This window comes from Streptomyces mashuensis (assembly GCF_014654785.1).
GTDB classification, from domain to species: domain Bacteria; phylum Actinomycetota; class Actinomycetes; order Streptomycetales; family Streptomycetaceae; genus Streptomyces; species Streptomyces mashuensis.
In genome coordinates, this window is sequence record NZ_BNBD01000020.1 from 1 (window position 1) to 12246 (window position 12246).

Consider the following 12246-nt stretch of genomic DNA (forward strand, 5'->3'; position numbering starts at 1 on the left):
CCCTACCCCTGACCAGCTGAAACGCAGTCGTCAGACTCGGAAAGACAACAGCCTCTGAGGCAGACCCAGCGGACGTAGACGGTCGGGCCCAGGACGGCTATGACGACGTCCGGAGCTTCCTCCACCTGTGGTGACCCTGCCTGTTGCCCTTGCAGGTCAAGACGCGTTGGCCCTCTTACGGTGACCTTGAGGTGCTTGTCAGCAGTGTTCTGTTTCCACCCGACGACGTAACGGCGAATCATGCTGCCCTGGGTCTTGCGAGTGGGTGCTCTGTGCCGTCGAGGGCCAAGTGACGCAGGCCAGGGAGCTGGGCCTCGATGCCGTTGAACCGTGAGCTGTTGGCCTGCTTGTAGACGATTCGCCATTGTTATGGCCACTGCCCCGCCTCGTCGGCCCTCGCTCGCTAGGTCGTCGCGGATGGCGTTGCCTGCGTCGTCGCGCGTCTCACACACGAGCTGTCCACCGACACGGGCGAAGGGTCGGCCATGTCTCCGCAGTCTCAGCGCTCAAGAGGGCCGTGGTAACTCACGCCGTCGGCGCTATCCCATGTCGTGACGCCCGTTGCTCGCCCCAATCTCAAGCCGGCGCCGCCTGCGCCCCGTGAGCACTGCCGTCTTCGAGCGGCGTAAGCATCTCGCCGACCAGCACCACCACCTCGGCTACCTCCCCGTCCGCGGAGCGCCCCACCCATACGGGGTAGGTACCGTCGCCGGTCGTCGCGAAGGCGACCAGTTCACCGCCGGATGCCTCGTCCTGAACCCGCAGGAGGTATATGGAGTCGGGTATGTTCTCCCCGACTCCCGGCTCCCTGAGGACAAGGTGTTGCTCGAAGAGCCGGTGGAGCGGCTTCCAAGCCCCGGCATCGGCGAAGCATCCCGTAGCGCCGTCAGTGTTGAAGCCGAAGATTTCGTCCTCTGCGAGCAGCCTGGGGTCGTCATCCGGTCCCAGGCCCATCTCCCAGGACGCAGCGGGGATCTCGCTGATGCGCAGCCGGACTGCTGTGGTGTCTGTACGGGTCACCCAGCCCTCGCTCCACTCGCAGTAATAGCCGATGCCGACCTCTGCTTCTTCGAGGGCATACTCCCCCGGTGGGACAGGGACCGTAATGGCGGGACCTTGATCAGAGGGGTAATCCGGACCAGAGACGGCCAGCAGGCCGCTCGGCACCCGCAAGGTCCCGGTCCGGCGCGGCTCCACGACTGTCATATCGGTGTAGTACCCGTTGGTCACACGCGTCCCGGGCCGGAACAGGGCGTCGAGCGGTCCGGGCTGCGCGGGGAGCGGTGGTCGCCAACAGGTAGGGGGAACCTCGGACGTACCGTCGGGCGTCGCAGCCGCGCCTGAGTCGAGCGCCACGGCTTGGAGCGCGACCGGTCCCGGTAGTCCCCGCCAGTGGAAACTGGCCACCGGCCAGTCGCCGAACGCGGGACGTACCTGCCAACGCTCTACGTCGGCCCCAGGCACTGTCTCTCCCCGCCCGCGCCCGCCTCGGGGTTCCTGCGTGATCAACCCCTTGCCGTCCGGGAACAGCTCCATCGCGAAGCGGGGGCACTCCTCGTCGAACTCCGCCACATCCGGCTCGGTGTACTGCCATCTGCGGGTACGTCGCCTCAGCAGCCGGTCCGGATCGTCCAGCAGCCGCAGGTCCAGCTCGTCGGTGCGCCGGCCCTGGTCGTCATAGACCCATAGGCCGACGTAGTGGTCCCGCCAGGAAACCAGCCGGACCTCCAGCGGAACCTCCTGCCCCGGAATCCGGTACACCACGACGTACGGCAGCCCAGCGACATCACGCTCCCGCGCCGCCTCGGCAGTCAAGGGCCGCCACAATGCGCGGGCCTCCAAATCCCACGCCTGTGCGTACGCCACCTCGATGACCGTCCCCGGTCCCTGATCCCCACCCATACCGCCACCGCCTGCTCTGCTTGATCCGGTCGAACACAATAGACACCGCCACTGACAAGGGCCGATGCGGAGGCCAGAGCGCGTCTCTTGATCGGGCGGGTGATGGCGGGGCGAGTGGCTCTGGGGGACTCATCCGGTGGATGAAGCGGCTTCTCTTGAATTGATGCGCCTGTCTGACTGGAGTCGGGTTGTCAGCGTCAGGCTGGTCCACCACCTGCCTGCGTGGGAGCCGGACTACTACGCCGCCGACATCGTCATCACCAGCGACCTCGTGAACGCACAGCTTCGGATCCACGTGACGCTTGAAGACCTGGATCAGTGGGCTGAGGCACTGGACCGCATCGAGTCGGATGAGCATCAGCCCACTGAAGGGGAGGCACTCACCGTCGACTGGCCGGCCGCCGGCCGCCAGGGATACCTCCGCTTCATCGCAGAGGACCCCTACGTGGTGGAGGTCCACGATGCGCCACAGACCCAGGTCTCCGTCAGAGTCCCGCTCGACATGGACGAGGACTGGATCAAGGAGGCGCGTCAGAGGCTTGATGCCGTGAGCAGGCTCCTCGGGCGGGACGGCTGAACCCCTACCCCTGTCAGTGCCTGCTCCAGATCAGGTGGCGGCGAGGTTGAGTGCGGTCTCATCGGCGCTCACTGTCTGCCGCACCACGGGGTCGGCCTGGGGCCTTCTTCCAATGGTTGACGCGCCGATCGATGGTGTTCCGCTGCTCGACGTTGTTTCAGGTGGTGAAGAGTCGGAGGCGAGAGTGTATGAACGGCGCAGTGAGAAACACGAGGAGGGCGAAGGCCGTCAGCCTTTGCAGCCCTGGCTGCGTGGACAGGGTGGTGTGCTGGATGCCGTAGGCCGCGTACCAGTTGGCGGCCAGATCGGTTGCCATGATGCCGCACGTGAGGTTTACTCCGGCTCGCTTGCCGCACATCAGAAGCGCCGCTGCCAGAGGGTCGAAGATCGCCAAGGATGACCAGAACAGATTCAGCCACTGCGGAGCCCACGGGTAAGGGTGGAGTCCGCGTAGGAAGAGGGCAGCGACGTGGGAGGCGGCGCCCACGACCAGGACGATGACGTACAGCACGATCAGTGCCACTGCCCACCGCGGGGTCCTGCGTATCCAGCCGATCACACTGCTGAGTGTTCCAGGATCGGCTGATGCTGCTGTGCGTCATCTGGTGAGTCGGCGTATCCGACGAGGTCTGCGGATATGCCGACGAAGGCGAGGAACTATTCGGCCTTGCGGGCGCACCCGCCCCGGCGGGCCACAGGTGCAGGGGTGAGGGAGCTATTGGTCGTACGTTCACTCACGGCCGCTCTGCCGGTACTCCCCACGGCGATCGGCTGGACGCCGGGCCGCATGCGGGCGGTGTACAGGAGGCCGTCGAGGTGATCGCTCTGGTGGGCGATGAGTCGGGCGAGGCCGCGGTCATCCGTCAGATCGCCCCGGCCTATACCCTGGCCAACGGCCAAGACAGGCGACGTCGCACGATCAGGCAGAAGACTCCCGGTTCCTCTGCGGCACACCGTAGTGGGCGGCCAGCTCGGCGGCGTACGCGTCGGGGACGCGCCGGTTCGGGAAAAGCTGCGGCAGCCAGAACGCCAACACGTGGGCTGCGTCGACGAACGGCCCGTACCGGACGAGCCAATGCTGCCGCGCGACCTCGTCCGGGAAGCCTCGGACGACGGCGAGCTCCGGGCCTCGTTCGCCCCAACAGCCCCAACGCCCGGAAGGACCGGTCAGCGCGACTGTCTTCGCCGCGATGGTGACCGAGTCCAGGGCTTCCCCGCCCGGATCGAACCCGACCTCCGCCCAGTAGTCGCCCGGCGTGGCCTCGACGGACAGCGACAGCGCCGGTCCGGCGATGCCCTCCGCCTCGACCACGAGCAGGTCGATCTGCCGGTCGCCGTGCAGCCTGGCCAGCGCGGTGAGTGCCGGCCAGGCGTCTGGGGTGAGCAGCAGATCGAACTCGAAGAACACCGCCTCGTCGGCGAGCTTCCGGAAGACCCCCGCGGGCAACCTGGCATCGAGGTCGAAGACGGCAGCAGCATGGGCCCGGACGGCGTCCGGGTGCGAGGTCATGACGCGGTGTGCTGGTCCTCGATCTGGTGCGGAGCCGACGTGATCAGTCACGGGGCAAGGGTAATCACGTCGCGATCGCCTAGACAGGTCCTGATCAGCCTTGAGTTCGTACCTGCCTGGCCGGCCACAGGCCATAGCTGGGGGGCTAGTGGTCGTACGTCCACTCACGTCCGGTCTGCCGGTACTCCTCCACGGGAATCGGCTCAACGTCGGGCCGCATGCGGGCGGTGTTGAGCAGACCGTCGAGGTGATCGATCTCGTGCGCGCCGTGCGAGCCCTCGCTCGTACATCGTGGTCACCTCGGTGCCGTCCAGTTCGGTGGTCGCCAGCCTGATCGTCAGAGGGCGGGGAACCATGCCGCGGACGTCGAAGAAGGACAGACAGCCCTCGTACTGCTCGTCCATTTCCTCGGAGCCGGCAGTGATGTGCGGGTTGAGCAGAACTATCGCCGCGGCGGCTGGGTCGGCCGGCTGGACGACGGCCGCCGCGCGACCGATGCCGATCTGCTAGGCCGCAATCCCCATGCCTTTGGCGAAGGGGTGGACGGAGGCGATCCGACTCATCGAAACGGACAGCGTCTCGACGGTCTGCTCGGCAGTGTCCTTCTCGTCCGGCAGGTCGAAGGGACAGGCGGCCTCGAGGTCTTCTTTCCCGGTTGCGACCGGGCCATCCCCGACTCGGCGAGCGTGTCTGCGCCAGTCAGCGGGTCAACAGCGGTGTGTACCCGTGAGTTCGGTGTAACGCCTTCGCGTAGGCGCGTGCCGGACCGGCGCGCGCGGTGTGGGGCGATGCAGCAGGCCGGCCAGTCGAAGACGGGCGTCGCGGCGGTGTCCGCCGCCTGGCAGGAAGCGGCGGCCGCAGACGGGGCAGCACGGCGCTCGGGTCCGGGCCGTTGAGGGTCATGTACAGGCCGGTCGGGGCCCCTTCGCCGTACTGGCGTCGGTCGCGTCGAAACCGGGCCGTACAGGCCAGGCCGCTGTAGAGGGCGTACGCGCGGGCAGCCGCCACGATCGGTTCCCGGCACCACTGGCACCGGCGCTCTCGACCGGCCAGCCTCAGCTTACGCCCGGCTGGGACGCCGGTGCGTGCAGCACAGGGCCCCCGCCGCCGCCCGAAGGCGGCATGCCGGGACCTTGCCCGTGGTGGAGGTCAGGTCGTTTGCCGGCGCCAGGTGTCCAGGACGGCTCGGACAGCGCTGGAGACCTCGCCCTGCTGGCCGTCACCGGCCCACAGATGCGCGTCGTGCTCGGTGAGTTTGACCGTCTGCCCGGTGACGGCGGTGGCGAAGTTGAACTGCCGGGTGGAGCGGCCGGAGCTGGAGCGGTAGTCGAAGTCCCCCAGGTAGGTGCCGACCTCCGTCACGGTCAGGCCGGTCTCCTCGGCGACCTCGCGCCGCAGGGCCTCGGTCAGGCTCTCGCCGGGCTTGACGCCGCCGGAGGGCAGCTCCCACAGGCCGCCGAGGTAGTCGCCGGCCGGCCGGTGCAGCAACAGCATCTTGTTGTCGGGATCGGTGATGACGGCGCCGACGACTGTCTTCTCGATGCCGTCGCGCGCGGCGGTGTGGAGGAGGTCGTCCAGAAGGTCGGGGGTGACGGTGGAGGGGGTCACGTCAGGCCCTTCGCGTGGGTGGCGACTTTCGCGATGGCGGTGGTGTAGGCGTCGGCGAGGTGTACGTCGCCCTGCCGGTGCCACACCGACAGCTTCAGCGTCGTGGCGTGCATGTATTCCGCTGCCGGGAAACCGTCGGCAGGCAGGTGGTGGCCGTCAGCGTAGCCGGGCAGCAAAGCGCCGGGGATGCGGAACAGCGGATGGGCGTACAGCGGGCAGGTGAAGCCGGGGACATCCACTTCGGTGGCGTCTTCGGCGTGGACGGCGTCGAGGAACCGCCCGATCGGCAGGCCGCCCAGTTCGGCCGGCTCGTAGCGCAGCGGCAACGCGTACCACGACGGCCGTGCCGCTGCCGGCAGATCGGTGACGTGGATGCCCGGCACACCCTCCAGCAGGCCCCACGGTGACCGCACACTCGAGCAGCTGCGTGCAGAATAGGCAGCCCTGCCCGAGAGGCGGTATCCGCAGCGAGAGGTGGTCCACGGGAGACCGGCCTCGGGGAACATCGGGGCAGGCGATATCCGCTGGCCCGATGTTACCGAAGGCCGGAGACGGCTCCCCTTCCCGCAGCCTCGGAGGAGAATCAGTCGAGGCAGAACTCGTTGCCCTCGATGTCCTGCATCGTGATGCACGACTCGTTGACGCCATCGGCGCGCTGCGTCAGCACGTGTTTCGCGCCGAGCGCCATCAGCCGTGCGCATTCGGCCTCGAGCGTGACAAGGCGCTCCTCACCCACGAGCCCGGCGCCGGCCCGCACATCGAGATGCACCCGGTTCTTGACGACCTTGCCTTCGGGAACTCGCTGGAAGAGCAAGCGCGGGCCCACACCCGAGGGATCAGTGCACGCGAAGTAGATCTCATCCTCGGGCGGCAGCGAGCGGTGGTACTCCTCCCACGTGGCAAAGCCCTCCGGGACCGGCGGCACGACGTACCCCAGCACCTCGCACCAGAAGGCGGCGAGGCGCGCAGGCTCCGCGCAGTCGAAGGTCACTTGGAACTGTTTGATCGTTGACATCGGCGCACGATAACAGGGCCCTGCTCATCTCCCCAGGTCGGGAAGTCCGCACGTTGTCGGGAGGAGGCGGCTGCTACCCGCTGCTGTGTCGGGATGGCGCGACGCCCTCGTCCTATCCGCCGGCCGACCGCCTTGTGCTCTCGCGGAGCTGCCGCGAGGCGCCCGGGTGGGGACCAGCGCCCCGCGTCGCGTCGCCCAACTGTGCCAGCACCACCCGCGACTGGAGCCGGTGCTCGTCCGCGGCAACGCCGACACCCGCATCGCCCGCCTGGACGACGGCAGCAGCGGACTCGACGCGCTGCTCGTCGCCTACGCCGGGTTGCACCGCCTCGGCCAGGCCCACCGAGCGACACAGATCCTCGATCCGGCCCTGTGGCTCCCGGCCTCCGGTGCTGGCATGGTCGTCGCCGAATACCGCACCGGCGACACCACCGTCTGCGATGTCCTCCCGCCGATCATCCGCCCGGCCACCGCCACCGCACTCGTCGCCGAACGCGCCACCCTTGCGGCCCGGCGCGGCATCTGCATGACGGCGGCCTTGCGTCCATGCCACCCTCACCGGCGACACGGTGACCGTCCACGCCGTGGTGTTCGCCCCTGACGGCCACACCGCCATCCGCATCCGAGCCACCGGGGCGGTGCATCAGACCGACGCCGTGGGCCGCCGCGCCGCCGAGCAGCTCCTTCACGCCCTCCCCCACCGCCCCTGACAGCAATCACCCTGCTGGACATGACGCTCACCAGACAGAAGGGACGTCGCTCATGGCCCTGCTCAGCCAGGACTCCGACGAGAACGCCAAGCCCGGGCGGCCCAGAATGACCGATGCGCAGTACATGGCCAGTCGCAGCGTGCTGTGGAGCGGCGTATCGGCTCTGTTCACCGACGGCCGTGGCCGGGTGCTCCTCGAGGACGTCGACTACCGCCGTGCGTGCTTGCTTCCCGGCGGTGCCATCGACGCCGGCGAAGCCCCCTCCCTGGCTGTTGCGCGCGAGATCCGCGAGGAGCTCGGACTCATCCGCCGCTTCTCCCGCACTCTGGCCGTCGACTGGGTGTTTCCCGGCACCCCGGGCTACCCGCAGGGGTTCCCCGGCGAGGTCATCTACGTGTTCGACGGCGGGGCCTTATCCGAGGACGACATCACCCGGATCCGCCTGCCAGAACGGGAAGTCACCGGCATCCGCTGCGTCGAACCCGCGCTCCTCCCCCACCACATGCCGCCCGGCAACGCCCGGCGCGCCCTGGCCGCGCTCCGCGCGCGGATCAACGGCACCGGCACCGCGATCCTCGAAGACGGCCGGCCCCTCGCCCCGACATGCCTCGACGACCTTGAGGTGCTGCGCACTCCACGCAAACCCCAGCTATGGCCCTGGCATGCCGGCCCCGTGCCGGCCGAGCTCCCCATTCGGCAGTCCTGGGGCTGGCTGTTCTCGGAGGACGGCCGGGTCCTCGTCCTCGTCGGCCAGGACACCGGCTCGGCGTGCCTGCCCGGCGGCACGGTCGAGCCGGCTGATCACGGCGATCCGGCACGAACGCTCCGGCGCGAGGCGTGGGAGGAGGCCAGGATGCGCATCGGCAATGCGCTCTACCTCGGCTACCTCCACGACGACACCACCGACCGGCACTGTGCCCGGGCCCGGTACGCGGCCGTTATCACCGACTGGGAACCGCCGAGCCTCGACGAGGCCACCGGCCAGACCTACACCCGCCTCCTGGCCACGCCCGAGCAAGCGGCACAGCTCTTCGACTGGGGCAGCGAGGCCGCACCGCAGCTGGCCGCCGTCCACGCCGCCCGGGAGAAGCTCGGCATGCCGGCTCCAGCCCGGCAACCGCTCACCGAACTCCCGTCGCACCGGCCCACCCGGGGCTCTGCGGTTCGGTAGCACCGCAGGGCCGGAAAGAACACTGCCGCGTCGGTGCTGCGCAACTGCCCGGACACTGTTCGCGTCGACTCCGCGACGAGAAGCACGCCCGTGAGGAGGAGGATCTGCCGTGGACCTTGACGAGATGCAGCAGCGAGCGGTCGAGATTTACGATCTGTGCGACGAACTGAACCGCCGCGAGCGACGCGTCTGGCGGCGCGACGAATTCCTCCTCGGCTTCATGGGAGACGTCGGGGACCTGGCCAACTGATCACGGCTGAGGAAAGGGCGCGGCAGGTCCCGGGAGGGCGCGCTGCCCTGGCGCACGAGCTGGCCGACTGCCTCTGGTCCGTGCTGATACTCGCCCACCTGTACGACGTCGACCTGGCCGGCGCCTTCCGGCGCACGATGGCAGAGCTGGAGGAGCCGATTTCAACGCAGCTGGCCGGCACCGGTGGGCAAGCGTGATCCCCGCCGCAGCGGGAGAGCCTGCGGGTTGGCCGCAGCGGCGGCCGATGGATCTTGGCGCCCACTCCACTCGGGTGAAGCGCGGGCCCTATTTCGTGTGCGCCTTGCTTGCGGGGGATCCGGCCTTCACTCATGAGACGGTGTTCGAAGATGAAGACCCGGACGCGACCAAGCCGAGTCTGTTGGTCGAGGCAGTCGACCCCCGCCACCTCTCCCCCGCGACGCGCACCATCGGCTGCCGCCTGCGCCGCCGCGTTCTCATCCGACGGTGGCCTCGAGCACGCCGACCTTGACCAGGGGTGCAAGGACTTCGCCCTGTCCGGTCCGGCCGCCATCTGCCCGCCCGCCCTACGGTGGCCGACGCCCGAGGGCGGGAACCTGCCTGGTTCCCGCCCGGCGCCGGCCGCCCCACCGCGATACTGCGGCGCATGACCAGCCCAGCACCGTTCTCCCACATCAAAATCCGCACCGGCGCCATCGTTTTCTGCGGCACCGACGTGGCCCTCATCCGCCGTGACCGCCCCGGCTCCGTCCACTACACCCCGCCTGGCGGCAACGTCGAGCCAGGCGAGGACCTCGACACCGCACTCCGCCGCGAACTCCTTGAAGAACTCGCCCTCGACACGGCACAGGCGAGCGAGCCGGAGCTGCTGTGGGTCGTCGACCAGCGTGTCTCCCGTCCCGGCTCCACGCCGCCCCCGCGCAAAATCCACCTGCTCTACCGGCTCCACATCAGCGAAGACATCCGGGCGGCTCTGGCCACCGAGGAGCACGACGAGCTTGAGGACGGCACATATTCGAGACCGGCGCGATCGAGTGGATCGACTACCGCAAGACCACCCATTCACCCTTCTTCCCGCCCATCGGCCCGGCCCTCGCGACCCTCGCCAGCCCCTACGCCGCCGTCAGCAACGCTGCGCTGCCAGCGGTCACGGATGAGAACTACACCTGGTGCTGACCTCACACGCGTGCGTAGGCCCTCGCTCGAGGCGGCGCTGAGGCGGGACACCAGGCCCCGGTGCCTCCCGGCGCGCACGCACCGGTGCCACGACGATGCGGTTTCGCGCCGGGGAGTATCGGCGGGAGCGGGGTCACGGGGCCGGCGAAGGCCTCGTGTACCACCGGTCTCAGCTGCTGGCCTTGACCGTATACGGTGATCGTGGCGGGTTGCCTGTCAGATGGTGCCTCGGGGGTGCTTTCCATCGCCGCGTTACCCCGTCATCGAAGGCACGGTCATCCGCCTGGAATTGTCGTTGCCTTCCGTCCAGAGCCGATACCAAGCCGTATGGCTGTGGTGGTTCAGGAGGGGTGCCCCTGCGGCTGACGTCGGCTGGTGCTGGCAGGTGGTCCTGCGACGTTTCGGCATCTGTCACACCTTCCGCGTGATGAAGCAGACCCCTGGGCTGGACCGCCCTGAAGATCCGTGGTCCGGAGGCCGCCGGCCGGTGTGTCGGCCTTCGGAGAGCTGTTGTGATGGTCGAGTTCCTCCTCGGATGAGCAGGCAGTCAGATACGGGCTTGTCAGGGGCGCCATTCGCCGGAGTGGGGGCGGTGCTTTTCCTCGACGGCGCTGACCGAGGAGTGGGGCAGGCCAAGCCGCGTGCGCATAACCGGCTCCGGTACGCGGTCCGGCTGACGAGCATGCGGCATCCGTTGCCCCGTCCTGCGGCCAGGTTCCAAGCAGCTGCCTCGGCTGGCAAGGCTCTACGCGAACCTGCTCGACCGGCTCCGGGAAGTCCAGGAACAGGGCTGGCTCGGCGAGGTCGTCGCAATCACGGCCAGCCTTGCCGCCGCAGAGCACAAGCTCGCAGCGATGCGCGGCATCGCGGCCCGGTACCCCCGCCGTCCATCTTGGCATGCCCGATTTCCGTGGCCTCGTCGCGCGCATCGACTCCGAGCAGCGAAATGAGGATGCGAAGCGGCAGCAATAAGGACTACAAGAAGGGGATGACCGTCTTCCTCTGTTCCAAGTGCGGCACCGCGATCACGCCGGAGCTGGCCGAGCTTGCCGCCATCCCGGACGTCTCCGACGACGAGCGCGACCGGGACAAGGAAACACGCCGCGCGCCTTCCACCGTTCCGCGGGGCTGCTACGCGATCGATCCCGAGCCCTGGGGGCCTCCTTACGTCCTGCAGGACGATCAGGAGGATCCGAAGCCGGCTCAGTCGCGGGGGCCTATGGTCTGCCGGGAGGAAGGCTTCGTTATCTCGGCGGGCAGCCGACGGACAGTGCTGCTGCACCCCGACGATGCCGTCGGCCTTCAGCCATTGCCCAATTGGGAGAACAGCGACGGGTGCTGCGGACCGGCAGGCAACGAGGGGCTCAGCCGAGCCTGCCCCTGTGGTGTTCCCGTCGCGACGCTCGCGGCCGACTGCTTCGGGCCCTACGAACTGCACCTCGACCCCGTCCGGACCTACGCCTTTTGCCAGTAAGCCCGCGCAATACAGGAAAACGGGGCGCCCGACACACAGCACGATCAACCACATTCCTTCCCCCTCCTGGGTCCCTTCTCCGAGACACGTAAGGAGGCAAACCCAGCCCTGCACTCGAGGGCCGAACCAGAAAGCGTCGGGCTTGGTCCTCTTCCGGCCCCGCTAACCGGCCATGGGATGGGAACGGGGAAGGGCGCGACGAACGACGGGAAGGGCAACCACCGCGGCGGCAAGGACCCGGGAACGAACAAACCATTGGAAGACACCGCTCGGCGCCCCGGACGGGGATAGTCGCGGGCGTCACTGGCCCGGATACTGGCGTGACCGAATTGCACGCAATGAAATCACTGCCGTCGACGCTACCTCACAGGACGGACAACACGGCCTACTCACGTCATCTAGGTAGCCGCGCTCAGGCCGGACTCGCTGTCCGCCATTAGCCTCCGGACCATGAGTTCCCCACAGCAAGCCGATCCGGTCGAAGACGAGGATGTTCCGCAGTTGACGGGCACCTGGTCACTCGTGCTGGGCACCGCTGCCGTCCTGGCCACCGGCTGCCCCCTGCTTCCGGAATCCGTTCCGCCACAGCTCCGCCTCCTGCCCGTCTATTCCATCCTCCCCCTGGGAATCTGGGCGGTCGGCTCAGGCTGCATCGCCCTTCGACGCATGCGCGGCGACGAGCGGGCCGGCCGCATCCGGGCACGGGCCGGGATCACCCTGGGCACGATGGCCACCATGACAGTGGTAGCCACCGTCACCGCCGCGTGCTGGCTCATCTGAGGGACGACGGCACTCACAACACAGCGGTCCTGCGGTTGGAACATCAGCTCTGCCTCGGGGCTGCGGGCCTGCCGGAGTGGGCGGCACCCCGGCA

At 68.5% G+C, this 12246-nt stretch carries 16 protein-coding genes; 9 read left to right on the forward strand and 7 right to left on the reverse strand.

Translation table 11 applies throughout. The annotated features are described in order from the left end of the window. Window positions 1-576 precede the first annotated feature (576 nt). Window positions 577-1866 (reverse strand): DUF4241 domain-containing protein, encoded by a 1290-nt coding sequence (locus IE305_RS29570; protein WP_229891684.1) that lies wholly within the window; start codon window positions 1864-1866, stop codon window positions 577-579. 199 nt (window positions 1867-2065) lie between these two features. Here IE305_RS29570 and IE305_RS29575 point away from each other — a divergent pair, with 199 nt between their 5' ends. Further along, window positions 2066-2479, forward strand: coding sequence for a DUF5959 family protein (locus IE305_RS29575; RefSeq protein WP_190132896.1), 414 nt, complete (start codon window positions 2066-2068; stop codon window positions 2477-2479). Between the two features lie 157 nt (window positions 2480-2636). Here IE305_RS29575 and IE305_RS29580 read toward each other — a convergent pair whose 3' ends face one another. The 3 genes from IE305_RS29580 to IE305_RS33270 form a co-directional block, all read right to left on the reverse strand. Beyond that, window positions 2637-3002: a hypothetical protein gene (locus IE305_RS29580; RefSeq protein WP_190132897.1), complete on the reverse strand. Its 366-nt coding sequence runs from the start codon at window positions 3000-3002 to the stop codon at window positions 2637-2639. A 396-nt stretch (window positions 3003-3398) separates the two neighbouring features. After that, the gene (locus IE305_RS29585) at window positions 3399-3989 is read right to left on the reverse strand and encodes a hypothetical protein (RefSeq protein WP_190132898.1); all 591 of its coding nucleotides are present in this window, start codon (window positions 3987-3989) and stop codon (window positions 3399-3401) included. 203 nt (window positions 3990-4192) lie between these two features. Next, complete coding sequence (locus IE305_RS33270; protein WP_308440288.1) at window positions 4193-4492, reverse strand: peptide deformylase; 300 nt, start codon at window positions 4490-4492, stop codon at window positions 4193-4195. Between IE305_RS33270 and IE305_RS33275 the strand changes: the two genes are divergently transcribed. Beyond that, window positions 4415-4885 (forward strand): hypothetical protein, encoded by a 471-nt coding sequence (locus tag IE305_RS33275; RefSeq protein WP_229891688.1) that lies wholly within the window; start codon window positions 4415-4417, stop codon window positions 4883-4885. The two genes, IE305_RS33270 and IE305_RS33275, sit on opposite strands and share 78 nt — an antisense overlap. A 253-nt stretch (window positions 4886-5138) precedes the next feature. Here the strand turns inward: IE305_RS33275 and IE305_RS29595 are convergent, their stop codons facing one another. From IE305_RS29595 to IE305_RS29605, 3 genes are all read right to left on the reverse strand, one after another. Then, a complete protein-coding gene (locus IE305_RS29595) occupies window positions 5139-5597 on the reverse strand; it encodes an NUDIX domain-containing protein (protein ID WP_229891690.1) in 459 nt (152 codons plus the stop codon). Beyond that, window positions 5594-5980, reverse strand: coding sequence for a hypothetical protein (locus IE305_RS29600; protein ID WP_190132899.1), 387 nt, complete (start codon window positions 5978-5980; stop codon window positions 5594-5596). Before IE305_RS29600 ends, IE305_RS29595 begins: the two co-directional genes overlap by 4 nt. 200 nt (window positions 5981-6180) lie before the next feature. After that, window positions 6181-6612 carry a VOC family protein gene (locus IE305_RS29605; RefSeq protein WP_190132900.1) on the reverse strand — a complete coding sequence of 144 codons (432 nt, stop codon included), beginning with the start codon at window positions 6610-6612 and terminating at the stop codon, window positions 6181-6183. Window positions 6613-6697: 85 nt separating this feature from the next. On the opposite strand from IE305_RS29605, the gene IE305_RS29610 reads away from it, so the two are divergent. The 7 genes from IE305_RS29610 to IE305_RS29635 all read left to right on the forward strand — a co-directional run bounded on the left by IE305_RS29610 (window position 6698) and on the right by IE305_RS29635 (window position 12152). Continuing rightward, window positions 6698-7213 (forward strand): type 2 periplasmic-binding domain-containing protein, encoded by a 516-nt coding sequence (locus tag IE305_RS29610; RefSeq protein WP_190132901.1) that lies wholly within the window; start codon window positions 6698-6700, stop codon window positions 7211-7213. Then, window positions 7197-7322: a hypothetical protein gene (locus IE305_RS33605; protein WP_268255955.1), complete on the forward strand. Its 126-nt coding sequence runs from the start codon at window positions 7197-7199 to the stop codon at window positions 7320-7322. Before IE305_RS29610 ends, IE305_RS33605 begins: the two co-directional genes overlap by 17 nt. A 52-nt stretch (window positions 7323-7374) precedes the next feature. Beyond that, window positions 7375-8493 (forward strand): NUDIX hydrolase, encoded by a 1119-nt coding sequence (locus IE305_RS29615; RefSeq protein WP_229891692.1) that lies wholly within the window; start codon window positions 7375-7377, stop codon window positions 8491-8493. A 109-nt stretch (window positions 8494-8602) separates the two neighbouring features. Then, window positions 8603-8743: a hypothetical protein gene (locus IE305_RS33280; RefSeq protein ID WP_229891719.1), complete on the forward strand. Its 141-nt coding sequence runs from the start codon at window positions 8603-8605 to the stop codon at window positions 8741-8743. Window positions 8744-9368: 625 nt separating this feature from the next. Further along, complete coding sequence (locus IE305_RS29625) at window positions 9369-10097, forward strand: NUDIX hydrolase (RefSeq protein ID WP_229891693.1); 729 nt, start codon at window positions 9369-9371, stop codon at window positions 10095-10097. A gap of 789 nt (window positions 10098-10886) precedes the next feature. Further along, window positions 10887-11372, forward strand: coding sequence for a hypothetical protein (locus tag IE305_RS29630; RefSeq protein ID WP_190132902.1), 486 nt, complete (start codon window positions 10887-10889; stop codon window positions 11370-11372). A 450-nt stretch (window positions 11373-11822) separates the two neighbouring features. After that, window positions 11823-12152, forward strand: a complete 330-nt coding sequence (locus IE305_RS29635; RefSeq protein WP_229891694.1) for a hypothetical protein — start codon at window positions 11823-11825, stop codon at window positions 12150-12152. The last annotated feature ends 94 nt before the right edge of the window (window positions 12153-12246 follow it).

What these genes read in the sequence shown, in the direction of transcription:
- IE305_RS29575 (WP_190132896.1), top strand. Translation starts at nt 2,066, where the DNA reads ATGCGCCTGTCTGACTGGAGTCGGGTTGTCAGCGTCAGGCTGGTCCAC.
- IE305_RS29615 (WP_229891692.1), top strand. Translation starts at nt 7,375, where the DNA reads ATGGCCCTGCTCAGCCAGGACTCCGACGAGAACGCCAAGCCCGGGCGG.
- IE305_RS29605 (WP_190132900.1), bottom strand. Translation starts at nt 6,612, where the DNA reads ATGTCAACGATCAAACAGTTCCAAGTGACCTTCGACTGCGCGGAGCCT.
- IE305_RS29585 (WP_190132898.1), bottom strand. Translation starts at nt 3,989, where the DNA reads ATGACCTCGCACCCGGACGCCGTCCGGGCCCATGCTGCTGCCGTCTTC.
- IE305_RS29630 (WP_190132902.1), top strand. Translation starts at nt 10,887, where the DNA reads ATGACCGTCTTCCTCTGTTCCAAGTGCGGCACCGCGATCACGCCGGAG.
- IE305_RS29625 (WP_229891693.1), top strand. Translation starts at nt 9,369, where the DNA reads ATGACCAGCCCAGCACCGTTCTCCCACATCAAAATCCGCACCGGCGCC.
- IE305_RS29635 (WP_229891694.1), top strand. Translation starts at nt 11,823, where the DNA reads ATGAGTTCCCCACAGCAAGCCGATCCGGTCGAAGACGAGGATGTTCCG.